We start from the raw sequence: 25,109 nt of genomic DNA, 5'->3' as shown, positions 1-25,109 counted from the left end.
AGGGAGGGCACCCTTTTCGCAAATGTCAGCTGCCGATCAGGATGAAGGGGGCCCATATTGCAGGGTGAGCGGCGCCCGGAATTGACGGGTCATCAATCAGCTTCAGCTGCGCCTGGCGCAGCGCCTCGGACCGGGGCATGCCGGCAGCGGCATTTTTCACGGTGTTGATCGTGAGCATCGCCGCGGCGTCATCGCGCACTTCCCAGTGCGAGAGCAGCAGCGATCGGGCGCCGGCCAGGCGGAAGGCGCGGGCCAGGCCGGAATAGGTCGGGGCGCTGTTGTTCCTGCCGCCGCCGCTGTTGCAGGCCGAGAGGATCACCCAGTCGGCCGGTATGGTCATCTGGGAAATCTCCGTGGCGGTCAGCAAGCCGTCATTCTCCGGCGTCGTCTGGTCCGGCGGCGTGAACACCAGCGCCGGTTCCAGCAGACCGTTGAGTTCGCCGCTGACCAATCCGTGGGTGGCAAAAGCGATCACCGAATAGGAAGTCAGATCCAAGGCGCGCACTGCCTTTTCGGTCGCTTCATTGCCGGTCAACAGGGTTGAGACATTGGATCCGAAAGCGGTTTCAATCTGTTGCAGTTCCGATCGGGCCTTGGGCAGTTCGGGCAGCGAACGCAGCGATTTTACATCCACCGCACCGCCCCGGAACAGGTTCACCGATGCCAGTTCGACCGGACCTCCTCCGTTCAGGGTCGGCGCCCCGATGCCTGCAAACCGGTCGCGCACCCGCTTCTCTCCCAGCGGCTTCATTTGTTCGCCGAGACTGGAATAAATGGCGACCGATTTTTCGCGAACCAGCCAGGGAAGCTGACTGAGCGGCTCGCCGGCCCTCGCCGGACGGGTCAGCATGATATGCGGCGGCAATTTGGCGATCGCTCCCGAGGCGGGAAACAGCAGTTCCGATTTGTCGGCGATCTGGCCGTAAAGGCTGCCGGGGAAAATCGTCCGGAACAACTGGTGCGCCGCATTGGCATTAAAGCCTGTCTGTTCGATGTCGCCGGCGAACCGGGCATTGGTGATTTCCGACAACAGCTGGCTGGTTTGCCGGTACAGGCGCATGCCGTGATTGTCGCTGGTGTCCCAGTACAGGCCGGTGCGGGTCACGATGATCGTCAGGAACTGATCGCTGAGGGCAACGGGGAAAATCACCGCCTGATCGTCGGACAGATTGGCCCGGATCTCCGCAAGGCTCAGCACGGACGGCCGGCTGAGGCCGGTATATTCCGGGAAGTCTTCTGCCAGCGATTTTTCCAGAGTTTCCAGCGCCGACTGCCGCTCCCGCGATTTCTGGCTGATCTCCTGAAGATTGTCGGAAACTTCGGCTTCGGCCTTCATCAGACTGGCCTTGAGGGTCTGGAGCTCGCTGCGCGTCCTGCGAATGGCCTGCAACCGGTCGTCGAATCCCTTGTCTTTGGCTGCGGCCCGCAGCGCCAGATTGGCGTTGGCGGTCGACAATTCGGACAGCAGGGTCAGCTGCGCCGCCTTGACGGCGGCTTCCTCATCGCCGGCGAGCAGCGCGCTATGGGCAAAGCTGGCAAAGCCGGCGGTCATGATCGGCGAGTAGGAGATCAGTTCCGGTCGCGCGGATGCATAGCCCAGCAATTTTTCCTCGAGCCGGTTGGCGATCGGCAAGCCGCGCGCATAGCCGGCTTCGGCCTGGCCTTGCTGCGCCATCATTTCGGCGATGCGCAAATCCCAGACGATACGATCGCGATGGCCTTCGGGCAGGGCGGTGGTCAAATCGGCAAAGGCCCGCTGCGCCATCGTCAGACCACCGGCCTGGTCATCAGAGCGATAGAGATGATGGGCGTAGGCCAGTTCGGCCAGATGGATCCAGGCGTCACCGGGCTGAAGATCCGCTTTCACTTCCTCTATGCCGGACAGGTAGAGCTGTCTAGATTCGTCATTCGGGCCAAGCTGATCCAGCAGCACCGCCAGCTTCACCGATGAAAAGCCGCGCGCGGAGGGATCGCCGCCCTTGTCCATCTGATGCGCATAGGCGGTCGCATTGCGCTGGATAGCCAGGGCTTCCTCGAGCTTGCCCTGCGCGACCAGAACATCCGCCAGCATCGACAGCGGATTGTAGACTTCCGGCGATTGCAGGCCCCGATTGCGGCGTTCGATCTCGATCTGTCTCTGGAGGATGATTTCCGTTTCGGCATAGCGGCCCAGCAGATTGAGAACGCCGCTCGAGCCGTTCAGCGCCAGCCCGACCACCGGATGTTGCGGTGCCAGATTTTCATAGGCGATCGATGCCGCATATTCCATCGTTTCAGCGGTTTTCGGATCATCGTTGAAATACATGGTGACGCCGCAGGAGACATAATTATTGGCAACCATGGGGTCGCTGAGCGGCAAATGCCGGGCCGCCAGCACCGCCGCGCTGCACATATGCTGCTGCGCAAGTTTGGTATTGCCGGTCTTGTACCCCAGATACCCCTTTGCATTATAGGCCAGCGCCGCTGCCCCGCTTTCCTCGCCGAAGCTGCGCAACGCCTCCGTCATGGAGCGCTCGGCGTAGGCGCTGGCCCGGTCGATCTCTTTCAGGTCGGTGGAGATCAGGCTGGCATAGGCGAGAAGCTCATAAAGAAAACCGCTCGCGCTGCCCGCCGGCAGCGTAGCAATCAGAGCCTCGGCCTGTTCGACCTCGGCCCAGCCCTTGTCATATTCATTGGTATAGAAATAGGAAATCGCCATCCGGTTGTGGACGCGCGCCTTGAGCAGGCCATCAACCGCCGGATCGGCATCGACCTTTTGCTGAAAGGCGGCCCAGGCATCGCGTTCGGCATCGGGCTTTTCGAAGCGGTCGCGGAGCAGCATCCTCTGCAATTCCGCTTCCAGCACGTTATTTTCAGCTTGTACCCCGGTCTCTTGCGTGCTCGCCCAGACAGCCCCTGAGCCCGCCAATAAGAGCAACGACAGAGCGACCGACAACCCCCAACAACGCATCAAAACCTCACTCTCGAAACTGAAAATTCTGGCGCGACCCGGAGCGGATGGTAAACCAGTCACCAGAATAAGCAAAGTGAGATTCGACAGGGGGTCGGGACAGCAATCGCGCAGAAACTAACAGCAATTGTAACTGTCCTTTGTTTGTCGACAGCGGCTAAGGCATGTTTCAATCGTCGCCAAAATACGGGATAAAGTCCGAACATGACCAACCTGCGCATCTTGCACGTCGAAGATGATGAACAAACGGCCAATATGGTGACCGAAACCATGGCGCGCACCGGTGATCGCGTGACTACTGCAAGCAATGGCAAGGATGGGCTGCGTCGGGCTTCGGAGGAATCGTTCGATCTGGTCATTCTCGACCGGATGCTGCCCGATATGACCGGGATCGATATCGTCGCCAAATTGCGCGCGGCCGGCGTGGCCATCCCGGTACTGATGCTGTCGGCGCTGGGCCGGACGGAAAATCGCATCGAGGGCCTGGATGCGGGGGTGGATGACTATCTGGCCAAGCCGTTCGAAGAGGAGGAACTGGTTGCCCGGGTGCGCGCCCTGCACCGGCGTGCCACCGGGCAGGCGCACAGCGCGGTGATCATTTTCGGCGACATGGAATGCCATATCAAGGCGCGGACGGCACATCGGCAGGGACGACATGTTCCGCTCAGTCCGAAGGAATTCGAGCTGTTCAAATATTTCATGCAGAATGCGGGCGAAATCGTCACCCGGGAGATGCTGCTGCACAATGTCTGGAACCTCAATTTCGATCCGCAAACCAATGTCATAGATGTGAATGTCGGACGGCTCCGGCGCAAGCTCGAAGAAGGGTTTGACAAGCCGGTGCTGGAGACCATCTGGGGCGCGGGCTACCGGCTGCACGCGGTTTGACGATGGGGCTCTTCTCCTCCCTCTTTGGTCGTCTGAGCCTGATCGTCATTCTGGTGTCGATCCTGTCCGCGGCCGCCTTGTGGACGATGACCGAATGGATCGTGCGCACGGAGACCCAGGCGCAGATCGCACGCAGCGTCGACACCGATATTGCAGGTCTTGCCGACATCTACATCACGGGCGGCCCGGGCGAACTGCGCCAGCGCATGGATGACAGACTGCAACTGCAGTCGTCCGGCGATCGCCGCTATTATCTTCTGGCCACCCCCAGCGGCATCGCGATCACGGGCAATATCAGGCAATGGCCCGAACTGTCCTCGGAAAATTCCGAGGCCGGGCTGGTGAGTCTGCCCGATGGCACGGCGATTTTTGCCCGCGCCACGCAACTGAACCCGGATCTCAAGCTGCTGGTGGGCCGAGACACCGCTGCACAGTCGGCCCTGCTCAACCGGATCAGGATCGCGTTCCTGATTGCGGGATTTCTGCTGGTGCTGATCATTTTCGTGATTGGCTATTTTTCCACTCGCCGGCTCAAGAACCGGATTGGTGCGATCAACGACGCCTTCCGGGAAATCGGGTCCGGCAATCTCGCTACAGCGGTCCCGGTTGACCAGCGCGGCGACGAGTTGGACGAGCTGTCCCGCCACAGCAATGCGATGACCTCCCGCCTGTCGGCGCTGATCGCCGCGCACCGGGATATTTCCGATCATACCGCGCATGAACTGCGCACCCCGCTGATGCATCTCGACAACCGTCTGGTGGCGGCGATGCGGGAGACCGAAGACAGTGCCCACATTGCGACGCTGGGCCGGGCACGGCAGGATATTCGCGATATTGTCACGATGCTCGACTCGCTGCTCGATATCGCCTCGAGCCGCGCGCAGAAAGGGGACCGGACCGGCTTGTCGGAATGCGATGTGTCCGACATTGCTGCTGAAATCGCCGAACTGTTTGCGGAAAGCGCCGAGGATATGGGCATCGACTTGCGCACCGATATCCTGCCCGGTGTCGAGATGATGGCCAATCCCGCCCATCTGCAGCGGATCTTGTCCAACCTGCTCGACAATGCGCTGAAATATACGCCCCGGGGCGGCACGGTGAAACTGGCGGTGCGGCCCGGTCCGAATATAACGGTACGGGACAATGGCCCCGGCGTTCCCGAGAATATGAGGGACAGGATCTTCGAGCGTTTCGTCCGCGTCGATGCCAGCGGCGCCAAGGGTCACGGACTGGGCCTGGCCCTGTCGCAGGCGCTGGCCGAGCGAAACGGTCTGATCATTGTCTGTCGCGACGCGCAGCCGGGCGCCCTGTTCGAGATCAGACCGGAGGGGAGGGATTGAACGGATGAACTGCAATGGACGGAGTTACGCGATTTTGGGCTGCCTTCTGGTCCTGCCGGGCTGCTCCGGCGCTTCGGGGGAGGGGGGGTCGCCGACAGGAGTGCAGCCTGACCGCGACTGGTCTTCGCTCGACGAAGGACCGGTAATGCGAGCTGCCCATGCGATCCTGATCGGGAAGCAGGGAGAGGAAAACGCAGACGCCGATGCTCTCCGCGCCGCCGCGCAGACGCTTGCGGGCCTGGGTGCCCGACCCGACGCTGAGGAGCAGGAAGACCTGTCGCGGCGCTGGGGGGAGCAAGCAAAGCGGATCGACCCGTTGACCACGCTGCCGGTATATCGCGGACGGGCGCTTGGCCCATCCTATCAGAAAGGGACGGTCTCGGCGGTATCAAAGGTCAGTACAGACCAGATTTTTCTGGCGGGCAAGAAGGCATCGGTCGCCCTGGTGCCTGTGTCGTCCAAGCCGATGTCGATCAGGATCTTTGACGACCAGGGAAAGAATATCTGCAGCCAGAGTACCTCATCAAAGCCGGCAAATTGCCAGTGGTTGCCTCTTTTTACCGAACGATACCGGATCAACATCCACACCAGCGAGAGTCGGCCGGTAAACTATTATCTGGTCTCGAACTAGCCGCAGCGACCCATCTCGAGGGGTGGGTTACGCACCAATCGTCCATTTCCTCGTGGCGCTTTCCGACTGAATCCCCCCATTCTGCCCTGAAAATCAGCCATTTCGACTTTGGCCGCGTGGTTGCGCGCGCAGGACCGCGATCCGCACCGGACTCGGTCAGGCCAGTGGACAAGCGCCGCAGATGACACCGAAAAAAGATACTCACGCACGTGATAGTGAGTATTGACAACAGGTCAGGGGGTGGCGTAAACGATCGCGCAGTTGGTGACGAAGAGCGCCGACGTGGAGGAGAGGTTCACATGAAAGCTTTATTACTGGCGTCTGCATCCGCAGCCGCATTGTTCGCGCAACCTGTATCAGCCCAAACAGATACGGCCGACGCGCCGACCGATCGCCCCGCGACAAGTCAGCAGCGCGGCGAAAAGGAAATCGTGGTCACCGCAACCCGCCGTACCGAACGGCTTCAGGACGTACCGCTCAGCGTGACCGCGTTCAATCAGGAAGAGCTCGACGATCTCGGCATCGTGGGATTTGAAGGCATCGCGCAAAACACGCCCGGCATCGTTGTCAATCGCCCGACCCAGAATTTCAACAATTTCACCGCCCGCGGCATCAATACCAATGGTTATAGTGCCGGCCTGCAGAGCGCCGTCGCCATCTATGTCGACGAGTTGCCGATTTCGGCAAACGGCAACTCGACCATCCTGGATCCCAATCTCTACGACGTTGAGCGGGTCGAATTTCTTCGCGGACCGCAAGGCACGTTGTTCGGGTCGAATTCGCTCGCCGGCGCGATGCGCATCCTGACCCGCAGCCCCGACCTCGATGAATTCCAGGCTTCCGCCAGCGTCGATCTCGGCCTGACGGGCTCGAGCACGGTGCGCCAGCGCTACAATGCCATGATCAATATTCCATTGATGACGGACGAGGCGGCCCTGCGGGTCACCGGCTATTATCGCAACGAGGACGGATGGATCGACAATATCGGTACCGGCGTCAAAGATTCCAACAGTCTCGAAGCCTTTGGCGGTCGCGCGACCCTGCTGCTGCAGCCCAGCGACCGCATGCAGGTCAAGTTGCTGGCATCCTATGAAAACAGCAAGCCGGCGGATTCGGGACTGACCAATCCCAATCTCGGCAAGTTCGTGCGCAATTCCGACCGGCCCGACCTGTTTCAGGGCGAGCTGATCAATTTCAACGCGACGATCAACTATGAATTTGATTTCGCCGAGTTGATCAGTTCTACGACCTTGTCGACCTATGACGCGTCCTTCTTTGTCGATCTGGCCGGCACCTATAACCAGGCCTTTCCCTTCGCACTCGACGCCTTCGGCTCGGACGACCTGTTTGTGCAGGAAACCCGGCTGGTATCGCGCGGTTCGGGTCCGTTCGAGTGGGTCGCCGGCTTTTTCTATTATGACAAGCGGCGCAGCGTTGATTTCGACTATCGATCGACCCAGGAGTATCTGGATGCCAATGGCCTGGTCGGCTTGCCGGATGAATATTATTCCCGCTTCAACGCCTATACCGACCAGACCGAGATCGCCGGATTCGGTGAGTTGACCTACCGGTTCAGCGACAGTTTCTGGGTTACCGGCGGCCTGCGCTATGGCAACACCGAGGTGCAGAGCTTTACCCGCGGCGGCGGCTACAACAGCAACTATCTGACAGCGGCCTTTTGCAGGGAACTGTTCCCCGCCTGCGGCTTTTTCTTTCCACAGATTGCCGTAACCCCGGTCAATTATGCCGAGGGCCTCAAGGTGTCTGATGACCGCATGTCTTGGAAGGCTAGCGTGTCGTGGAAGCCGAATAGCGATCTGACGACCTATGCCACCGTCTCGACCGGTTTCCGTACGCCAGTCGTCAACGCCCGGGCTGGTCTCGCCCCGCCTGCGGCGTCTCCGAACGACATCGTCATCCCAGACGGCGCAAAGTCGGACAGCGTCACCAATTATGAAGTAGGTCTCAAGGGAAGCTGGCTTGGTGGCGACCTGACTGCGAATCTTGCTGCCTATTATATCGACTGGAAGAACATCCAGGTGCAGGCCAACCGGGTATCGGATTCGATCCAGTTTGCCACCAATATCGGCGGCGCGGAAAGCTATGGTCTCGAATTCGAGTTCCTGGCACGGCCGCTGGATGGCCTCAGTCTGGCGCTGAACGGATCGTTCAATCGCGCGAAGGTCACCAAGCTCTCGGCGGTCGAAGCCGCGATATCGGGCGCGGTGCCGGGTGTCCGCCTCGCGTCACCACGCTTCCAGGGATCGACCACCTTGCGCTACGATTTTGCGGTAGGGGGTGGCCACACCGCCTTTGCCGCTATCAATGCGTCGCATGTCGGGTCGTTCCCGAACCAGTTTCCGAACGTGCCGGGCAATCCGAACGCGGTCAGTCCGACCTATGATTTCACAGAGGCCTGGACCAACGTGAACCTGTTCGCCGGGGTGAAGCTGGGCTCGCTGGATCTGACCGCCTATGTCGAGAATGTCTTTGACGATTCATCGATTACCTATATCCATCCGGAAGCGTTCCTTGATGGCCGTTATGCCCGGCTGCGCCCGCGCACTGCTGGCATTCGCGCCAATTATCGCTTCTGATCGGATAGCCAGCCATGAAAGCCAAGATGATCCGCCGCCTGATGTCGGTCGCTGCAATGGCAGCGGCGTCGCTTGCAGTCCCTGCTGTCGCTGCGACCGGTCCTGTGGTTGACGCACCAGCGGGCCAGGTGGAAGGCAAGGTCGCAAAGGGGATGCGCATTTTCAAAGGCATCCCCTATGCCGCTGCGCCGGTCGGCCCGCTGCGCTGGAAGCCACCGCAGCCAGCAGCGTCATGGCAAGGCGTGCGGGATGCCAGCAAATTTGGCGCTGCGTGCCCGCAACCCAAGGCTCGGGGCCCGAGTATCTACGCCTGGGATCTGCCGGAGATGAGCGAGGACTGTCTGTCGCTCAACATCTGGGCACCGGAAGATGCCAAAAATGCCCCGGTCTTCGTCTGGATACATGGCGGGTCGCTGACCACCGGGTCGGGTGGCGATCCGCTCTATGACGGCAGCGCGCTGGCAGCGCGAGGCATGATCGTGGTCTCGATCAACTATCGGCTTGGCGCGCTTGGCTATCTCGCCCATCCCGCCCTCAGCGCTGAATCGGCGAACGGTGTGTCGGGCAATTATGGCCTGCTCGACCAGATAGCAGCGCTTGGTTGGGTCCAGCGCAATATTGCTGCCTTTGGCGGTGATGCCGGCAATGTTGCGATCGCCGGGGAATCGGCGGGCGCACTAAGCGTCATGTATCTCATGACAGCGCCAGAAGCGCGTGGGCTGTTCCACAAGGCGATCGCCCAGAGCGCCTATATGGTTTCGGCGCCGGCGCTGCGCGAGAAGCGCAACGGCATGATACCCGCAGAAGAGCAGGGCGTCGATCTGGCAACCAAGCTCGGCGCGACCGATCTGGCTGACCTTCGAACTATGTCGGCAGAAGAGATTGTGAACATGGCGTCCACCTCGGGCTATTTTCCCTCCCCGGTCATTGATGGCAAGGTTGTGCCACGCCAACTGGTTGAAACCTTTGACCGCAACGAGCAGGCACCGGTGCCAATCCTGGCCGGATTCAATGCCGGGGAAATCCGTTCGCTGCGTTTTCTGCTGCCCAAGGCTCCCGATGATGCAGCGGCCTATGAGGCGGCAATCCGGAAGAATTACGGAGAATTTGCGGACGCCTATCTGAGCCGCTACCCAGGCAAGAATATTGACGAGAGCATGTTGGCGGCAACGCGCGATGCCATGTATGGCTGGACATCAGAGCGACTGGTATCCAACCAGGCTGCGCTGGGCCAGCCGGCCTATCTCTATTTCTTCGATCACGCCTATCCGGCCACCCAGCAATGGAAGTTGCACGCGTTCCATGCCGCCGAATTGCCGTTTGTCTTCGATACCGCGGGCAAGACACCGCCGCTGTGGCCAAAAATTCCTGACAAGTTGGCGCAGCACAGATTGATCGACGCATTGGGCGATTATTGGGCAAGCTTTGTCCGCGACGGGCGTCCGCAGGCTGATGATCAGCCGGACTGGTTGCCCTATTCCGAGGACAAGTCGTTCATGCACTTTGCTGAAAAGCCGGAAGTTCGGCGCAATCTCTTGTCCGGTACCGCGGCGCTGCACGAAGCGGTTGTTTGCCGCCGCCGCGCGGCCGGCGACATCGCATGGAACTGGAATGTCGGTGTGATATCGCCGCCCCTCCCTCCCAAAGCCGAGGGGTGCCAATGATCGACGGTTCAATGCAGGACTATGCACTGACGCTCGACAAGTTTCTCTCCCACGCAGCAAAATGGCACCCTCTCGCCGAGGTGGTGTCGGCAGCGCCGGACGGAACGGTCGACCGCGTCGGATATGCCGAGCTCCATGACCGCTCTCGCTCGGTGTCCGGAGCCCTGTACCGGCTCGGCGTCCGCGGCGGTGACCGGGTGGCGACGCTTGCCTGGAACAGCCAAGGCCATTTCGAGGGCTGGTACGGGATCATCGGCATGGGCGCCGTTTGCCATACGCTGAACCCCCGGCTTACGGCCAAGAGTCTCGGGGCGATGCTGGCGCAGTCGGAAGCGGCTATCCTGCTTGTCAGCCCCGATCTCCTGCCGCTGGCCTGCGCAGCGATCGCCGAAGGCGGCGCGGTACGCCACATATTGTTGCTCGACAAGGGTGCGGCGATCACGGCGGCTGAAACCACCGTACCGGTCGGCTCGCTCGAAGTCGAAATGGCCCTCGAATCTCCAGACATCGCATGGGGAGAATTCGATGAGCACAGTCCGTGCGGACTCTGCTTTACATCGGGTACCACCGGCGCGCCCAAAGGCGTGACCTACACGCATCGCGGCTGCTATCTGCATACGATGCGCCAGCTGAGCGCCGACGTGATGGGCGTCAGAGGCACGGATACCGTACTTGCAGTCGTGCCGATGTTTCACGCCAATGCCTGGGGCCTGCCGTTTACGGTTCCCGCTGTGGGTGGCAGGCTGGTCCTGCCCGGTCGTCACAGCGACGGGGCGCATCTCGCTGCGCTGATCCGGTCCGAAGGCGTGACCCTGGGCGTGGGCGTGCCGACGGTCTGGCTCGGGCTGGTCGAGCATCTGGAGAAAGAAGGCGGCGATGTGCCGTCGCTTGAGCGGATACTCGTCGGAGGAGCGTCGATGCCCCCTGCGTTGATGGAACGGATCGAGCAGCGGCTCGGGGCCGAGGTGCAGACGAGCTGGGGCATGACCGAATTGTCGCCGCTTGGAACGGCGGCGGCTCCCGGTGACCCGCGACGCGCACCGGGCGTGTCGGGCCGTCCGGCGATAGGGATAGATTTGCTGCTGACCGACAGTGCAGGACTGCCGCTTGCGGATCAGCGCGGACCGGAAGGGCATTTGCGGGTGCGCGGTCCGAGCGTCGTCGACCGGTATTTTGGTGAGGCGGAGACGGCGACCGACGCGGATGGCTGGTTCGATACCGGCGATCTCGCTCGGATCGATACCGACGGCAATCTGCGGATTACAGGTCGTGCCAAGGATCTGATCAAATCCGGTGGCGAGTGGATCAACCCCGCAGAAATGGAGACGCTCGTAGGCGCCCTTCCGCAGGTGTCTCTGGCGGCGGTGATTGGCCGGGCCGATCCCAAATGGGGTGAACGGCCGATTCTGCTGGTAGAAACCGGTGATGCCGAAATTGAGGATGAGGCTTTGCTCGCGCCTTTGCGCAAGGGCGTGGCATCCTGGTGGATTCCTGACGCGATCATCCGTGTCGACCGGATGCCGCTCGCTGCAACCGGCAAGATCGACAAAATACAATTGCGAGCAGATTACGGATAAGTGTAGGGCATAGGCAAGTGTGGCCGCGCAAGAGAATGTTCAGAAGGGTATGAATTCGGTGTCAAAAGCTAAAACCGCGGTGAAGAAACCGTCGAAGGCCGAGCAGCGCGCCGAAATGATGGAGCAGATCCTCGACACCGCCGAACTTCTTTTTTCGACCCACGGTTTTTACGGCGTGACATTGAAAGATGTCGCCAAGCAGGTCGGTGTGCACCACACCTTGCTCAACTATTATTTCGACGACAAGCAGACATTGTTTGAAGCGGTTTTTGCCCGGCGAGCCGTCGTCACGATTGAAAAGCGGATGAAGGCGCTGGATGACTATGACCGTGCCGCCGGGGACAATCCCACGGTGGAGGGCGCGCTGCATGCCTTTCTCGACACCGATCTTGATCTGTACATCGAAGGTGGGGAAGGCTGGAAAAATTACGGTGCCTTTGGCGCGCAGGCTTCCAACAGTCCGGACGGTGCCGAATATATGGACAAATATTTCGACCCGGTTGTCCTGCGGCTGATCGGCATATTGAAAAAGGCCCTGCCGGATTCCGCCGAAGAGGATATTTTCTGGGGCTATCATTTCGTCACCGGCGCGCTGATGCTCACCTTGGCCCGGACCGGGCGGATTGACAAATTGTCGGACGGGCTTTGCCATTCGGAAGACTATTCCGCGGTCAAGCAACGCATGGCGCGGTTCATGGCGGCGGGCTTCAAGGAAATCTGCGAACAGCGAAGCAACTCGAGAGGCTGAAAGCGGGCAAGATTCTGCTGTTCGCGGAAGCACGGGAATAACACTCACTCACTGGTGAGTTACTTGGTAGGAAGGAAATCGGCCGAACAATGGTTTCGGCGTCGGTGGCGTTTAGCGACCGTAGCAAGACGAGGGTTTCGGGGGCGAGCCGCTGCAAGCAATGTCCGTGCCGGAGGCCCGGCACCGCACAGGAATAATTGTCGCCGCGCGCTGGCTGGTGACCAAAGGGAGAAGGACATTGAGTAGCAATACGGACGCTCTGCCTGACGGCGGCGGCAAGAAGCAGAACGAGAAGCTGGTGATCACCGCTTCGTCACTCGGGACGGTGTTCGAATGGTATGATTTCTACCTCTATGGTCTGCTCGCGAGTGTCATCTCGGCGAAATTCTTCTCCGGTGTCAACGAAACCACCGGCTTCATTCTTGCCCTGATGGCCTTTGCCGCCGGTTTCGCTGTGCGCCCCTTTGGCGCGCTGGTCTTCGGCCGCGTCGGCGATATTGTCGGGCGCAAGAAGACCTTTCTTGTCACCATGGCGATAATGGGCCTGTCGACCTTTGCCGTGGGTTTGCTTCCCGGTTATGACAGCATAGGCATCGCGGCGCCCATCATACTGATGGCCCTCCGGCTGCTCCAGGGCTTGGCGATTGGCGGAGAATATGGCGGTGCCGCCGTTTATATTGCCGAACACGCCCCCCCGGGAAAGCGTGGCTTCTATACTGGCTTCATCCAGACAACCGCCATGCTGGGCCTCATTCTCGCGTCCATGTTTGTCGTCGGATTGCGCACCGTACTGGACGCCGATGAATTTCTAGCATGGGGTTGGCGCTTGCCCTTTCTGTTTTCGGTTGTCCTGTTGCTGGTTGCGCTCTGGATACGCCTGCAACTCAACGAGAGCCCGGTTTTCCAGAGGATGAAGGCCCATGGTGCAACCTCCAAGACACCATTGAAAGAGGCATTTGGCCAGTGGAGGAACTTGAAGATCGTGCTGATTGCCTTGTTCGGCGCGGTTGCAGGCCAGGCAGTCATCGGTTTCTCGGGCCATCTCTACCCATTGTTCTTTCTCGAGAAAATTGCCAAGGTCGATGGTGCGACCGCTAATTTCCTGGTGGCCACCGCGCTGACCATCACCATTCCCCTCTATGTCTTCTGGGGCTGGCTCAGCGACAAGATCGGTCGCAAGCCGATCATGATGACGGCGTGCGTGATCGCCGTTTTTGCCTATTTCCCGCTCTATAATGCGCTGGTGGGGGCGGCAAATCCGGCGATGGCCGCCGCTGTCGAGCGGGCACCGGTCAAAGTGATTGCCCATGGCGGCGAATGCGCCTTCCAGTTTGACCCGATCGGCAGCAACAAATTTGACGAGACAAGCTGCGATATCGTCAAATCCTATCTGGCCAAAAGCGGCGTCAATTACGACAACATTTCTGCACCGGAAGGGACAATCGCATCGGTCCGCATCGGCGACACGACCATTGTGTCTCCTGATCCCGCAGGACTGCAACCGGAAGCGAAAGCGGCAACCATCGCCGCCTTTGGTGTCACCGTGCAGACGGCCCTGAAGCAGGCCGGTTATCCGACCATCGCGGACCCTGACAAGATCGATCGCTTCAAGGTGATCCTGATTCTCTGTGCATTGGGAACGCTGGGCACGATGGTCTATGGTCCGCTGGCCGCTCTCTTGGTCGAACTGTTCCCCGCGCGCATCCGGTACAGTTCGCTCTCGTTGCCCTATCACATCGGCAATGGCTGGGTTGGCGGCTTCATGCCAACGGTTGCCTTTGCGATGGTCGCGGCGACCGGCAATATTTACCAGGGGCTGTGGTATGCCATCATCATCGCCGGGATGACTGCGGTGGTGGGGATCCTGTTTCTTCCGGAAACCTACAAGCGGGACATCGAAGCCTAAGACAGCGAGTCATGGCTGCGCCCGCTCCCGGCGCAGCCAGCGATTGACAATGCTAGCGAAAGCCCGCCCCGCTGTTTCTAGATATCGTCAATCATCTCGGCCAGGGTAGCGAGGCATTCGCGGGCCAGAAGCGTGCAGCGTTCGGGTGACCATCCCTGCTCGGCATCGGGCAGGTCGCGATTGTCCTTGAACGGCATTTCAAGGGTCATCGCGACCGCACCGAAGCGTTCTGCCAGCTGATTGGTCGACATCGCCAGATTGGCCTTGCCCTCGGCGGCGGTGGGATAGCCGAGTTCGGTCTGGAAATCCGGCGTGCGCTGAGCCAGACGGTTGCGATAGGCGTGATATTTTTCAAGCTGCGCGTCGGTGATCGAAGGAATGCCTTCGAATCCCGCGATAAACACCGCCGGAATCGCCTCGTCTCCGTGAACATCCATGGCAAAGGCGACACCGCTTTCATCCATCGCATCGCGGACGCACAGCACTTCGGGTGACTTTTCGGCACTGGGTTCCTGCCACTCCCGGTTGAGATTGGTTCCGGCGAAATTGGTTCGCAAATGACCTCTGCACGAACCATCGGGGTTCATGTTGGGGACAATATGAAAGCGACATTGCTGCAACAGCAGCCGTGCGTGTGGATCAGCGGGGTCGGTCAGCATTTCGAGGGCGCCTTCCATCCACCATTCCGCCATGCTTTCACCGGGGTGCTGGCGGGCGTAGAGCCAGACCTCCTTGTCGCCGCTGCCCAGCTCCAGGCAGTCAATCGGCTGGCCTTCGAGGCTGTGGCCCAGCGTCCGGACGCTAACCCCCTCAAATCCTGCCGTCTCTGCGATCAGGTCGTGGTGGCGTTCGATGCTGTAGGGGGCAAAATAAGCAAACCATATGAGGTTGCTGCTTGCGGTGTAGCGAATGGTCAGGGTGCCGCTGCTCTCGTCGTAGCTGCTCGGTGCACGGCCCCAATATTCCCGGTCTTCGCTGACGCAAGCGTCATAGTCGGGCCAGCCTTGCGGATAGGCAGATTCCTTCAATCCCCCGATGTGCAGTTCCAGCTCCTCGCCAATCTCGCACGTTACGCGAAAGTGAAACCACTGGAAAAAGTCGCTGTCCTTGTCCTTGCGGATCGACAGTTTTGCGGAGGTGCCTTCGATGGCTTGAACTTCGATATTGCCGCTATCGAATGCGCTGGTGATCTGAATGGTCATGGCACCCTGATAGTGGTTCCGGACGCGCCGGGGAAGTCCCTGAATAAGGCCTCCGCCAGTTTCGCGGCGGCGAGGCCTGGCTGCGACGCCGGAGATCCCTCCTTGGCCTCCACCGAGGCCCGCCCTTCCCAGATGACGTTGCCATCGGCGCGGTTCGAGATGCGGACCGACAGATCGGTCGCAATCTTGTCCTTTGGTGGCCCGCTGAGATTGATGCCAATGCCCAGACCGACCCCCGAGCCATAGCTCCCGGTGCTGCCCCCAACGCCGACAGAGACGGGCGACCGCGATCCCCCAGCGCTCAAAATTGCTCTGTCGAGCGTGTAGCTGGCAATATACTGGCTGCCGTTGCCGGCATCGCGGGATTCGGAGAAACCGACTCGCTGCAGCTCACGCAACAGCGCGGCGCGGTAAGTTGCATATTCCAGGCTTTTCCGGTCCTCTTCGCTTGGCACATTGGCCTCGACCGCGATGCTGCCCGGTACGATCGGCGCGACCTGCGCATTGTGAAACCGCGTCACCTCGACCGGTGGCGTCATCGCCGTGCATCCCGGCAGCACGATAGCCGCTGCGACGACCGCGGCAATTGAGGGAAAACCGGACATAATACACACTCCTCTAAACGCCCCGGGCCATGTTAGCGCATAATGGCGGCAACTGCGGTAAAAAATTGCATCGCTTTGCGCGCATCTTTAACCGGTTGGGAATATCGACGCACTATGCCGATTATATTGGGAATTCAAAGGGGTTTGGAATGATGGCGAAACCGTTCACCGTCCTGGTCACCGGCGGGGCCGGCTATATCGGCAGCCATGCGGTGCTGGCGCTGCGCGACGCCGGCTGGTCGGTGGCAGTGGTCGACAATCTGACGACTGGGTTTCGCTGGGCGGTGCCGGAGGGCGTCGCCTTTCATGAAGGCGACATCGAGGACAGCGCGCTGCTCGCCCGAATCATCGCCGACGAGAATATCGGCGCCATCATGCATTTCGCGGGTTCGATCATCGTACCGGAATCGGTGGAAAATCCGCTCAAATATTATCACAACAACAGCGCGAAGAGTCGCAGCCTGATCGAATCGGCGGTGACCGGCGGGGTCCGTCATTTCATTTTTTCGTCGACCGCCGCGACCTATGGGATCCCCGAAGAAAGCCCGGTCAGCGAAAGCACGCCGCAGTTGCCGATCAATCCCTACGGCATGTCAAAGCTGATGACCGAACATATGCTGCGAGACGTGTCGGCGGCGCATGATCTGAATTTCTGCGCCTTGCGCTATTTCAATGTTGCCGGGGCCGATCCGCTGGCGCGGACCGGGCAGTCGACCGCCGGTGCCACGCATCTGATCAAGGTCGCGGTGGAGGCGGCGCTCGGCAAGCGCACCAGCGTTGCCGTGTTCGGGACCGACTATGACACACCCGACGGCACCGGCGTGCGCGACTATATCCATGTCTCGGATCTGGCGGCCGCCCATGTGCTGGCGCTGGAAGCGCTGATTGCCGACCCGGATCGCAACCATCTGCTCAACTGCGGCTATGGCCGGGGCTTTTCCGTGCTCGAGGTGCTCGATGCAGTCGACCGGGTCACCAACCTGAAGATCGCAAGGAAAATGGAAGGTCGGCGCGCGGGCGACCCCGATTCGCTGATTTCCGACAATCGCGCGATCATGGAGCGCTTCCCGTGGCAGCCGAAACATGCGGATCTTGACGAAATTGTCGCGCATGCGCTGGCCTGGGAGCGCAAACTGTCAGAAATTCGGGGCGAATAGCGCTGGTCGCTTGACTTTGGCGGCGTGCCTGCCTAATTGCCCTGCTTCAACGCAGCATGGCTGCTTTCAAGAAATTCAGATAATCAAGGCGTGGTACCAAAATGAAAGTCCGCAACTCTTTGAAGTCGCTTAAAAACCGTCACCGGGATTGCCGCGTTATCCGTCGTCGTGGTCGCACCTATGTGATCAACAAGACGAATCGCCGGTTCAAGGCACGCCAGGGCTAATAACCTGCTGGTGGCAGAAGCATCTGCCATTTCCAAAATTGATACCGTCATCTTCGATATCGGCAACGTCCTGTATCGCTGGGATTTGCGCTGCCTGTTTGAAAAGCTGATCGACGATCCCCAAGAGCTGGACTGGTTTCTCACCCATGTCGTGACGCCCGAATGGCATTTCCAGCACGACGCCGGCCGGCCTTTTGCCGCCATGGTTGCGGAACGCAGCCGCGAACATCCCCGATATGCCGACCATATTCTGGCCTATTCCCGACGGTTTCCCGAGACAATACCGGGCCCGGTCGACGGTATGCTCAACCTTGTACAGGCGCTGGCGGATCGCAAGGTGCCGCTGTTCGCGATCAGCAATTTTGGCGCCGAATCCTGGGCCCAGTTCCGTCCGACGGCACCCATATTCGGGATATTTTCCGACATTGTGATCTCCGGCGAAGAAAGGTTGATCAAGCCGGACATTGCCATTTTCGAACTGGCGCTCGACCGTTTTGGCCGTCGCGCGGAGCAATGCCTGTTCATCGACGACCGTGAGGACAATGTCGAGACGGCCGAGGCGCTTGGCATGGCGGGACACCATTTCCGGGATGCGGTTCGCCTGGAGAGTGATTTGAAAGCCTTGCGACTACTCTAGTGGCGCTTGAGCTCGTCCCCAGTCAGCCGCACCACATGCAGCAGATTGGTCGACCCTGGCGTGCCGAAGGGTACGCCGGCGCAGACAATCAGCCGCGACCCAGCCTCGCCCAACTTGTGCCGCAAGGCCATGCGCTTGGCCTTGGCGATCATTTCCTCGAAATTGGACACATCGCGGGTCACAACCGCATAAGCCCCCCACAGCAATCCGACGCGGCGGGCGGTGTGGCGGTTCGGAGTGAGCACCAGCAGCGGTACCGAAGGCCGTTCCCGCGCCATCCGGCGAGCGGTTGAGCCCGACGACGTGTAACAGACGATCGCCGAGGTCGCGACCGTCCGCGCGATGTTGAAGCTGGCCGCGGCCAGTGCATCTGCCGTGGTCTCGTCGGGCACGGTTTCGGTGAAATGCACGCGATCGGCATAGGAAGGATCATTTTCGACCTGCATCGCGATCCGGTCCATCATCGTCGCTGCCTCGATCGGCCAGTCACCGACCGCCGATTCGGCCGACAGCATGATCGCGTCGGCACCGTCATAGATGGCGGTGGCAACATCGGACACTTCCGCCCGGGTCGGCGTCGGCGACTTGATCATCGATTCCAGCATCTGGGTGGCGACCACCACCGGTCGCCCGAGCTTGCGGGCAGCCGCTACGATTTTCTTCTGCAGCGGTGGTACCTGTTCTGGCAGCAGTTCGACGCCGAGATCGCCCCGGGCCACCATCACCGCATCGGACAGCTCCAGGATCTCATCGAGCCGGTCGATGGCGGCGGGTTTCTCGATCTTTGCCAGCAAGGCGGCCCTGCCGCCAATCAGGCGACGGGCCTCGGCGACATCTTCCGGCCGCTGGACGAAGCTAAGTGCAATCCAGTCGACATCCTGCTCCAACGCGAAGGTCAGATCCTTGCGATCCTTTTCGGTGAGCGAGCTTACCGGCAGCACCACTTCCGGTACGTTCACGCCCTTGCGGTCAGAAATCATGCCGCCGACAATCACTTCCGTCTCGACGCTATCGCCGTCGGTGCGGATCACCTGCAGCCGGATCTTGCCATCGTCGAGCAGCAGGCTGTGCCCGGGCTGCAGCGTGCTCAATATTTCCCTGTGTGGCAGGGTCACCCGGGTGGCGTCGCCTTTTTTCTGGAGCATATCGAGTGTGAAACGGCTTCCGTCATGCAGCATCACCGCTGGTTCGGCAAACGTGCCGATGCGAAGCTTTGGCCCCTGCAGGTCGGCCAATATGGCAATCGGCCGGCCTATTTGCTTTTCCAGTGCGCGGATCGATTTAACATTCGCGGCATGGGCCTCATGCTCGCCGTGGCTCATGTTCATGCGGAAGGCGTCGACCCCGGCGCGATACATTTTCTCGATCATTTCTGGGCTGCCGCTAGAGGGGCCAAGCGTGGCCAGAACCTTGACTTTGCGGTTGCGGGAGAAGATCGGCGATGCCATTTTACAATTCCTTTGTGGCGCTTTACCTGCGCCGTGCCTATTCCTATTTCATGACAGGTTAACAACAAAAAACAACGGAAACGAACATGACCGAGCAAATATCCGATGCCGCTGCGGCTGCCGCCTTTCGCCGGCTGGTCACCCATCTCCAGCACCGCCACGACGCCGAGAATATAGATTTGATGGGGCTCGCCGGCTTCTGCCGCAATTGTCTGGCGGACTGGGTGATGGAAGCGACGAACGAGGCCGGTGGCACGATGACAAAGGACGAGGCCCGCGAAGCGATTCACGGCATGCCGGCAAACGAATGGAAGAAAAAATACCAGACCGAGGCGACGCCGGAGCGGCTCAAAAAGATGAAGGAAAGCGTGGCCAAAAACGCTGACCCATCCTAAAGACGGGCTCCGAATCCGAACACCATAATCAAGGGACTGAAAGAATGAGCGAAGGCAATGTTGCCGCAGACCAGTTGCGTCTGTTCATCGAGCGTATCGAGCGGCTGGAAGAAGAGAAAAAGGGCATGGCGGACGATATTCGCGATGTCTATTCCGAAGCCAAGTCGCAAGGCTATGATGCCAAGATCATGCGCCAGATCGTCCGCCTGAGGAAAATGGAAACCCATGACCGGCAGGAAATGGAAGCGATACTGGACACCTACAAGTCGGCGCTTGGCCTGGCCTGATGCTTGCAATTCGGTCCGCGACGGTCGCCGATGCGCCCCGCTGTGCCGAAATCTACGCGCCGTTCGTGACCGAAAGCTGGGTCAGCTTCGAGCTGGAAGCCCCCGGCACCGAGGAAATGACTGCCCGAATAGCCGGGGCTCTCCACTCGCATGACTGGCTGGTGGCCGAAGTGGACGGAACGGTGGCGGGCTATGCCTACGGTTCCGAGCATCGCACACGTGCGGCCTATCGAACCAGTTGTGACGTGGGGGTCTATGTCGATCCCGGGCAAGCGCGCCGGGGCATAGGACGGGCCCTGTACGAATCCCTTTTGCCGCGACTGAAGGATGCTGATATCCATGCTGCCTTCGCCGGCATAGCCCTGCCCAACGAAGCCAGCATCGCGCTCCACCGGGCGATGGGCTTCCAGCTTGTCGGCACCTACAGGCAAGTAGGCTGGAAGATGGGTGCCTGGCGCGACGTATCCTGGTTTCAGCGTTTGCTCTGAGGAGCGCGGGAGATCGCCATCCGGTTGGCAACAGGGCGAAACGGACAAGCTATATGGCCATCCGGTTGGCAACAGGGCGAAACGGACAAGCTATATGATCGTCGGCGAAAAGGGCTCGATGATGATGGTGTCGGCGTCGGGCACCGCAGTTCTTGTCGGCTAGCCGACGCCCGGCCCGGTGACCAGCACATAGAGCAGCCCGCTGGTGGCCAGAAGATTATAGGCCATGTGCATGAGGATATTGGACCACCAGCCGTAGCGGATGCGGGCATAGCCCCAGATCAGGCCGCCGACGAGTTGCGGCAGGATAAAAGGCAGCAACGTGGCCGGATTGGCGCCGGTATAGTTGAAGACATGCACAAGGCCGAAGAGCAGGGCCTGGCCCCAGAAGACAAGCGGGAAGATGCTGCGATACCAGCTTGGCACCGGTGCCTTCCAGAGTCTGACCAGGCCGGCGAGACTCGCGAGGGCAATAGCCGCGCCAAGGCCGATGGCGAGGCCCTGATTCCAATCGACGAGGCCGGACTGTTCCAACCCACTGGAGCCGCCGATCCAGGTGACGAGGCCGCAGACCAGGATCAGCCAGCGCGGATTGCCGACAATCCAGACGCGAAACATCAGTTCTTCTGCGATCGGCCCGACGATTATCACGATCAGCACCATCTGCCAGAGCGGACGATCGAAGAGCGCGGACATGTCGCTCGACATTTCAACGCCAAACAGCATCATCATCGGAAAAAGCACCATCGCGATGGCCAAGACAATCAGGCAGTTCAGCAGGAACAGCCAGGCGACATCTGCCACCGGCCTGCCGCGGTCGCTCTCCCGCGGACCGAGCGTCGGCGCGCGGACAAAAGCGAGCAGGTCCAGGGCGGTTGACCGCAATCGACCGATCGACCATCCAATGGTTGAGTTGGGCTCAAACATGCGCCAAAGAGCCTCGATAAGAATATAACAGGTAACGGACGAATCCTATGGCAGGCCACAGTAAGTTTAACAATATCAAGCACCGCAAGGGCGCGCAGGACAAGAAGCGCGCGGCTCAATTTTCCAAGCTGTCGCGCGAAATCACCGTCGCGGCCAAGTCCGGCATGCCGGATCCGGATTTCAATCCGCGCCTGCGCCTCGCGGTCAACAGCGCCAAGGCGGTGTCGATGCCGAAGGACAATATCCAGCGCGCGATCGACAAGGCGTCGGCCAACGAAGGTGACGACTATAGCGAGGTCCGCTACGAGGGCTTTGGTCCCGGCGGCGTGTCGCTGATCATCGAGACTCTCACCGACAACACCAACCGGACTTTTACAAATGTCCGCACGATCATGTCGCGAAATGGCGGAAATCTTGGTGAAAGCGGTTCGGTTTCCCACGGTTTCGACCGGGTCGGCTATATCCACTATCCAGCCAGCGCCGGCGACGAGGAAAAGGTCCTTGAGGCCGCGATGGAAGCGGGCGCGGAGGATATTTCCTCCGACGACGACGGGCATGAAATCTGGACCGCTATGGAGGACCTGCACGAGGTTTCCGGTGCGCTGCAGACGGCGCTTGGCGAGGCGGAAAGCGTCAAGCTGGCATGGCGCCCTTCGGTGCAGGTGGAAGTGGACCAGGAACAGGCAGAAACGCTGCTCAACCTGATCGACCTGCTGGAAGAGGATGACGACGTCCAGACGGTCTGGGGCAATTATGACGTGTCCGACGAAATCATGGAAAAACTGAACGCCGGCTGATGTGGGAATTTGCCGCCAAGGCCGCGCTCGCAGGGGTGATCGTCGCACTGGTGGCCGGAATCGCACAGCGCCAGCCGAGCTTCGGCGCGCTGGTCGCCTCGCTGCCGCTAATCTCGATCCTGGGGATGATCTTCCTGTGGTGGGCGCGCCCCGACGGGGAAAACATGGCGCTGCACGCCGAGGCGACCTTCTGGTATGTGCTTCCATCCCTTCCAATGTTCCTGCTGATTCCGACGCTGCTGCGCAGCGGCATCGGCTTCTGGCTGTCGCTTGCTGCCGGATGCCTGCTGACGATCAGTCTCTATCTGATCATGGTCTTTGTCGGTCGTCGCGTTGGAATACCGATCTGATGCGGGCGTTCTGAAATGATCATTCTCGGCCTCGATCCGGGCCTCGGCACCACCGGCTGGGGGGTAATCGCCGCCGACGGCAACCGCCTGTCCCATGTCGCCAATGGCCAGATCAAGACCGATCCGAAAACCGCACTCGCCAGCCGGTTGCTGCAGCTCGATCTCGCGCTGACCGATCTGTTGCTGGAATATCAGCCGGAGGCGGCGGCGGTGGAGGAGGTTTTCGTCAACAGCAACCCGCAGAGTACACTGAAACTGGGGCAGGCGCGGGGCGTGGTGCTGCTCGGTGCCTCCCGGACGGGAATCGATGTCGGCGAATATTCGGCGCGGACGGTGAAGAAATCCGTGGTCGGTGTCGGCAAGGCGGACAAGGATCAGGTACAGGCGATGATCAGGATCCTGCTACCCGGCGTCAAGCTGGCCGGGGCCGATGCGGCCGATGCGCTGGCTGTGGCGATTACGCACGCGCATCACCGGAAGCGATAGACGAACGGAACTGGACTTGTGCGGCCCTTGCATTAATAAGATTTCATGATCGCGAAACTCACCGGTACCATTGATGAAATCGGCATGGACACTATCGTGCTCGATGTGCAGGGCGTCGGCTATCTGGTGTTCTGCTCCTCGCGGACCATCGGCGCGATCGGCGGAGTTGGCGACAGGGCGACCATCTATACCGAGATGCAGGTCAGCGAAACCGACATGCGGCTGATGGGCTTTGCCAGTGGCTCGGAACGCGACTGGTTTCGCTTACTGATCTCCGTCCAGGGCGTTGGCGGCAAGGTCGCGCTGGCGATATTGTCGGCGCTGGAACCCGGCGATATTTCCCGCGCGATTGCCACTGGCGACAAGGCGATGGTGACGCGGGCCAATGGCGTCGGGCCGAAGCTGGCGCTCAGGATTGTCAACGAGTTGAAGGACAAGGCGGGCGGCATTGCGGTTGATCCGGTGGCCGGTGCAGGCGGTGTGATCCATGCGCCCTCGAGCAACAGCGCCGATGCCGTCAGCGCGCTGCAGAATCTGGGCTTCAAGCCAGCCGATGCCAGCGCGGCGGTGGCGGCGGCGGATGCCGAGGTCGGCGAGGATGCGACACTGGATGCACTGGTGCGGTTGGCGCTGAAGAAGGCGGCGCGGTAAAATAATATCGCCAGTCGACCAAAAGAAATCATTCAGGTGAAATTGCCCATGAATGGCGTTATTCGTTGCTCCACGTTTCGTCATATAATCGCATCAGATTCCCGCCGAACAATTTCTCGAGCCGTGTCGTAGTCCAGCCCCGTGCGGCGAGCGCCTGCGACAACCGCTGGAACCGGTCGAGCGAATTATAGTCATGCACTATGGTTAGGATATCCGGCCCTTCGCCGGGTGCATTAATCCCCCGGGAGGAACGCATTTCGTGCATTTCGCGCGCGCGCTTCCATGTCTCCTCACTAATCTCCATAGGTAGCAAATCACCATCGGTGCCGAGCGAGACATGATCTTCGCCGCAGACATTGGCGGCATGTTCGATATGTCGCACCAGATCCTCTCCGCTCGGTTTGCTGTCGGCCGTCAGGAACGGCATGAAATAGATGCCCGCCACACCGCCTTTGTCCGCGAGAGCGCGCAGTTCGGCATCATATACGTTGCGGGGATTATCATGGAGCGAACGGCAGCCGGTATGGCTTATCGACATCGGACGCTTGGCCACAGCGATCGCTTGGGCGATGGTTCGCTGGCCACCATGGCTTAGATCGAGCAAGACATTGGCTGCTTCGATCCCTTCTATCATGGCATGCCCCAGTCGCGACAGGCCGGCGTTGGCCGGTTCCAGCGCACCATCGCCGCACAGATTGCGAAGATTGTAGGTCAACTGCATGATCCGAACGCCCTGTTGGCGAAATGCCTCGATCCGGTCGAGTTGGTTGCCGACCATGCTGGTATCTTGGGTGCCGTAAATAAGCGCAATCTGTCCATTTGCCTTGGCATGCCGGATATCTGCGGTGCTCTTCACATGGATCAGAAAGTCTGGATTGTCCAAAATGACCTTGTTCAATTGCCCGATGGATTCCTCGGTCTGGGAAAAAACGTCCGGATCATTGCCGACTCCGCCCACCGTCATATTGACCGAGGTCACTCCTGTTGCGAGCAGCTCGGAGCGCGCGCGCGAAGAGACAAGGATATCTTCCTCCGCACCATATGGATCGGAAAAGGAGCCAAGACCGTTGATCACGATGGCCTTGTCATACCATGTTGGCATACCTTTCCCGACTGCCGCGGCCAATGGATCGACAGTCGAAAAAGCGGCA

Annotated in this window: 24 protein-coding genes; 18 read left to right on the top strand and 6 right to left on the bottom strand. The window is 60.2% G+C overall.

What is annotated here, in order from left to right; all coding sequences use genetic code 11:
• Nucleotides 1–25 precede the first annotated feature (25 nt).
• Nucleotides 26–2,821: a CHAT domain-containing tetratricopeptide repeat protein gene (locus V7650_RS10045; RefSeq protein ID WP_335656296.1), complete on the bottom strand. Its 2,796-nt coding sequence runs from the start codon at nt 2,819–2,821 to the stop codon at nt 26–28.
• 333 nt (nt 2,822–3,154) lie between these two features.
• Between V7650_RS10045 and V7650_RS10040 the strand changes: the two genes are divergently transcribed.
• The 8 genes from V7650_RS10040 to V7650_RS10005 all read left to right on the top strand — a co-directional run bounded on the left by V7650_RS10040 (nt 3,155) and on the right by V7650_RS10005 (nt 14,301).
• The gene (locus V7650_RS10040) at nt 3,155–3,838 is read left to right on the top strand and encodes a response regulator transcription factor (RefSeq protein ID WP_335656107.1); all 684 of its coding nucleotides are present in this window, start codon (nt 3,155–3,157) and stop codon (nt 3,836–3,838) included.
• Between the two features lie 2 nt (nt 3,839–3,840).
• Complete coding sequence (locus tag V7650_RS10035; protein WP_335656295.1) at nt 3,841–5,178, top strand: sensor histidine kinase; 1,338 nt, start codon at nt 3,841–3,843, stop codon at nt 5,176–5,178.
• Nucleotides 5,179–5,182: 4 nt separating this feature from the next.
• A complete protein-coding gene (locus V7650_RS10030; protein WP_335656106.1) occupies nt 5,183–5,809 on the top strand; it encodes a hypothetical protein in 627 nt (208 codons plus the stop codon).
• A 299-nt stretch (nt 5,810–6,108) separates the two neighbouring features.
• Entirely contained in the window at nt 6,109–8,406 is a 2,298-nt protein-coding gene (locus V7650_RS10025) for a TonB-dependent receptor (protein ID WP_335656105.1), read from the top strand.
• A 14-nt stretch (nt 8,407–8,420) separates the two neighbouring features.
• Complete coding sequence (locus V7650_RS10020; protein ID WP_335656104.1) at nt 8,421–10,070, top strand: carboxylesterase/lipase family protein; 1,650 nt, start codon at nt 8,421–8,423, stop codon at nt 10,068–10,070.
• Entirely contained in the window at nt 10,067–11,647 is a 1,581-nt protein-coding gene (locus V7650_RS10015; RefSeq protein WP_335656103.1) for an AMP-binding protein, read from the top strand. The genes V7650_RS10020 and V7650_RS10015 overlap by 4 nt, the downstream gene beginning before the upstream one ends.
• Before the next feature lie 58 nt (nt 11,648–11,705).
• Nucleotides 11,706–12,395 carry a TetR/AcrR family transcriptional regulator gene (locus tag V7650_RS10010; RefSeq protein WP_335656102.1) on the top strand — a complete coding sequence of 230 codons (690 nt, stop codon included), beginning with the start codon at nt 11,706–11,708 and terminating at the stop codon, nt 12,393–12,395.
• A 238-nt stretch (nt 12,396–12,633) separates the two neighbouring features.
• Nucleotides 12,634–14,301, top strand: a complete 1,668-nt coding sequence (locus V7650_RS10005; RefSeq protein ID WP_335656101.1) for an MFS transporter — start codon at nt 12,634–12,636, stop codon at nt 14,299–14,301.
• A gap of 77 nt (nt 14,302–14,378) precedes the next feature.
• On the opposite strand, the gene V7650_RS10000 is transcribed toward V7650_RS10005, so the two are convergent.
• On the bottom strand, nt 14,379–15,503 hold the full coding sequence (locus V7650_RS10000) for a M14 family metallopeptidase (protein WP_335656100.1): 1,125 nt from the start codon (nt 15,501–15,503) through the stop codon (nt 14,379–14,381).
• Nucleotides 15,500–16,108, bottom strand: a complete 609-nt coding sequence (locus tag V7650_RS09995) for a DUF4136 domain-containing protein (protein ID WP_335656099.1) — start codon at nt 16,106–16,108, stop codon at nt 15,500–15,502. Before V7650_RS09995 ends, V7650_RS10000 begins: the two co-directional genes overlap by 4 nt.
• Nucleotides 16,109–16,260: 152 nt before the next feature.
• Here V7650_RS09995 and galE point away from each other — a divergent pair, with 152 nt between their 5' ends.
• From galE to V7650_RS09980, 3 genes are all read left to right on the top strand, one after another.
• A complete protein-coding gene (gene galE / locus V7650_RS09990; protein WP_335656294.1) occupies nt 16,261–17,265 on the top strand; it encodes a UDP-glucose 4-epimerase GalE in 1,005 nt (334 codons plus the stop codon).
• Nucleotides 17,266–17,366: 101 nt separating this feature from the next.
• Complete coding sequence (ykgO, locus tag V7650_RS09985; RefSeq protein ID WP_011415100.1) at nt 17,367–17,492, top strand: type B 50S ribosomal protein L36; 126 nt, start codon at nt 17,367–17,369, stop codon at nt 17,490–17,492.
• Between the two features lie 10 nt (nt 17,493–17,502).
• Nucleotides 17,503–18,129, top strand: a complete 627-nt coding sequence (locus tag V7650_RS09980) for an HAD family hydrolase (protein ID WP_335656098.1) — start codon at nt 17,503–17,505, stop codon at nt 18,127–18,129.
• On the opposite strand, the gene pyk is transcribed toward V7650_RS09980, so the two are convergent.
• Nucleotides 18,126–19,577, bottom strand: coding sequence for a pyruvate kinase (pyk, locus tag V7650_RS09975; protein ID WP_335656097.1), 1,452 nt, complete (start codon nt 19,575–19,577; stop codon nt 18,126–18,128). The genes V7650_RS09980 and pyk overlap by 4 nt on opposite strands.
• A gap of 86 nt (nt 19,578–19,663) precedes the next feature.
• Here pyk and V7650_RS09970 point away from each other — a divergent pair, with 86 nt between their 5' ends.
• From V7650_RS09970 to V7650_RS09960, 3 genes are read left to right on the top strand one after another with little or no spacing between them, the layout of a single operon-like run.
• The gene (locus tag V7650_RS09970; protein WP_335656096.1) at nt 19,664–19,972 is read left to right on the top strand and encodes a DUF1244 domain-containing protein; all 309 of its coding nucleotides are present in this window, start codon (nt 19,664–19,666) and stop codon (nt 19,970–19,972) included.
• 44 nt (nt 19,973–20,016) lie between these two features.
• The gene (locus V7650_RS09965; protein WP_100093000.1) at nt 20,017–20,259 is read left to right on the top strand and encodes a DUF2312 domain-containing protein; all 243 of its coding nucleotides are present in this window, start codon (nt 20,017–20,019) and stop codon (nt 20,257–20,259) included.
• A complete protein-coding gene (locus V7650_RS09960) occupies nt 20,259–20,747 on the top strand; it encodes an arsinothricin resistance N-acetyltransferase ArsN1 family B (protein WP_335656095.1) in 489 nt (162 codons plus the stop codon). Before V7650_RS09965 ends, V7650_RS09960 begins: the two co-directional genes overlap by 1 nt.
• 159 nt (nt 20,748–20,906) lie before the next feature.
• Here the strand turns inward: V7650_RS09960 and V7650_RS09955 are convergent, their stop codons facing one another.
• Entirely contained in the window at nt 20,907–21,674 is a 768-nt protein-coding gene (locus V7650_RS09955; RefSeq protein WP_335656094.1) for a CPBP family glutamic-type intramembrane protease, read from the bottom strand.
• A 47-nt stretch (nt 21,675–21,721) separates the two neighbouring features.
• Here V7650_RS09955 and V7650_RS09950 point away from each other — a divergent pair, with 47 nt between their 5' ends.
• From V7650_RS09950 to ruvA, 4 genes are read left to right on the top strand one after another with little or no spacing between them, the layout of a single operon-like run.
• On the top strand, nt 21,722–22,471 hold the full coding sequence (locus V7650_RS09950) for a YebC/PmpR family DNA-binding transcriptional regulator (protein ID WP_335656093.1): 750 nt from the start codon (nt 21,722–21,724) through the stop codon (nt 22,469–22,471).
• On the top strand, nt 22,471–22,821 hold the full coding sequence (locus V7650_RS09945; RefSeq protein ID WP_335656092.1) for a DUF3147 family protein: 351 nt from the start codon (nt 22,471–22,473) through the stop codon (nt 22,819–22,821). Before V7650_RS09950 ends, V7650_RS09945 begins: the two co-directional genes overlap by 1 nt.
• Nucleotides 22,822–22,836: 15 nt before the next feature.
• Nucleotides 22,837–23,307 (top strand): crossover junction endodeoxyribonuclease RuvC, encoded by a 471-nt coding sequence (ruvC, locus tag V7650_RS09940; protein WP_335656091.1) that lies wholly within the window; start codon nt 22,837–22,839, stop codon nt 23,305–23,307.
• A gap of 45 nt (nt 23,308–23,352) precedes the next feature.
• Nucleotides 23,353–23,958, top strand: a complete 606-nt coding sequence (gene ruvA, locus V7650_RS09935) for a Holliday junction branch migration protein RuvA (protein WP_335656090.1) — start codon at nt 23,353–23,355, stop codon at nt 23,956–23,958.
• A gap of 58 nt (nt 23,959–24,016) precedes the next feature.
• On the opposite strand, the gene V7650_RS09930 is transcribed toward ruvA, so the two are convergent.
• Nucleotides 24,017–25,060 (bottom strand): dipeptidase, encoded by a 1,044-nt coding sequence (locus V7650_RS09930; RefSeq protein ID WP_335656089.1) that lies wholly within the window; start codon nt 25,058–25,060, stop codon nt 24,017–24,019.
• Nucleotides 25,061–25,109: the final 49 nt, after the last annotated feature.

It is taken from the genome of Parasphingorhabdus sp. (genome assembly GCF_036964565.1).
Taxonomy (GTDB): Bacteria; Pseudomonadota; Alphaproteobacteria; order Sphingomonadales; family Sphingomonadaceae; genus Parasphingorhabdus.
Note: the sequence above shows the minus strand (reverse complement) of the source record. Positions and strands in the feature narration are given on the sequence as shown.

What these genes read in the sequence shown, in the direction of transcription:
- V7650_RS10030 (WP_335656106.1), top strand. Translation starts at nt 5,183, where the DNA reads ATGAACTGCAATGGACGGAGTTACGCGATTTTGGGCTGCCTTCTGGTC.
- V7650_RS09970 (WP_335656096.1), top strand. Translation starts at nt 19,664, where the DNA reads ATGACCGAGCAAATATCCGATGCCGCTGCGGCTGCCGCCTTTCGCCGG.
- V7650_RS09995 (WP_335656099.1), bottom strand. Translation starts at nt 16,108, where the DNA reads ATGTCCGGTTTTCCCTCAATTGCCGCGGTCGTCGCAGCGGCTATCGTG.
- V7650_RS09930 (WP_335656089.1), bottom strand. Translation starts at nt 25,060, where the DNA reads ATGCCAACATGGTATGACAAGGCCATCGTGATCAACGGTCTTGGCTCC.
- V7650_RS09955 (WP_335656094.1), bottom strand. Translation starts at nt 21,674, where the DNA reads ATGTTTGAGCCCAACTCAACCATTGGATGGTCGATCGGTCGATTGCGG.
- V7650_RS09950 (WP_335656093.1), top strand. Translation starts at nt 21,722, where the DNA reads ATGGCAGGCCACAGTAAGTTTAACAATATCAAGCACCGCAAGGGCGCG.
- V7650_RS10000 (WP_335656100.1), bottom strand. Translation starts at nt 15,503, where the DNA reads ATGACCATTCAGATCACCAGCGCATTCGATAGCGGCAATATCGAAGTT.
- V7650_RS09960 (WP_335656095.1), top strand. Translation starts at nt 20,259, where the DNA reads ATGCTTGCAATTCGGTCCGCGACGGTCGCCGATGCGCCCCGCTGTGCC.
- V7650_RS10040 (WP_335656107.1), top strand. Translation starts at nt 3,155, where the DNA reads ATGACCAACCTGCGCATCTTGCACGTCGAAGATGATGAACAAACGGCC.
- ruvA (WP_335656090.1), top strand. Translation starts at nt 23,353, where the DNA reads ATGATCGCGAAACTCACCGGTACCATTGATGAAATCGGCATGGACACT.
- V7650_RS10035 (WP_335656295.1), top strand. Translation starts at nt 3,841, where the DNA reads ATGGGGCTCTTCTCCTCCCTCTTTGGTCGTCTGAGCCTGATCGTCATT.
- V7650_RS09965 (WP_100093000.1), top strand. Translation starts at nt 20,017, where the DNA reads ATGAGCGAAGGCAATGTTGCCGCAGACCAGTTGCGTCTGTTCATCGAG.
- V7650_RS10020 (WP_335656104.1), top strand. Translation starts at nt 8,421, where the DNA reads ATGAAAGCCAAGATGATCCGCCGCCTGATGTCGGTCGCTGCAATGGCA.
- galE (WP_335656294.1), top strand. Translation starts at nt 16,261, where the DNA reads ATGGCGAAACCGTTCACCGTCCTGGTCACCGGCGGGGCCGGCTATATC.
- ykgO (WP_011415100.1), top strand. Translation starts at nt 17,367, where the DNA reads ATGAAAGTCCGCAACTCTTTGAAGTCGCTTAAAAACCGTCACCGGGAT.
- V7650_RS10045 (WP_335656296.1), bottom strand. Translation starts at nt 2,821, where the DNA reads ATGCTGCTCCGCGACCGCTTCGAAAAGCCCGATGCCGAACGCGATGCC.
- ruvC (WP_335656091.1), top strand. Translation starts at nt 22,837, where the DNA reads ATGATCATTCTCGGCCTCGATCCGGGCCTCGGCACCACCGGCTGGGGG.
- pyk (WP_335656097.1), bottom strand. Translation starts at nt 19,577, where the DNA reads ATGGCATCGCCGATCTTCTCCCGCAACCGCAAAGTCAAGGTTCTGGCC.
- V7650_RS09945 (WP_335656092.1), top strand. Translation starts at nt 22,471, where the DNA reads ATGTGGGAATTTGCCGCCAAGGCCGCGCTCGCAGGGGTGATCGTCGCA.
- V7650_RS10025 (WP_335656105.1), top strand. Translation starts at nt 6,109, where the DNA reads ATGAAAGCTTTATTACTGGCGTCTGCATCCGCAGCCGCATTGTTCGCG.
- V7650_RS10015 (WP_335656103.1), top strand. Translation starts at nt 10,067, where the DNA reads ATGATCGACGGTTCAATGCAGGACTATGCACTGACGCTCGACAAGTTT.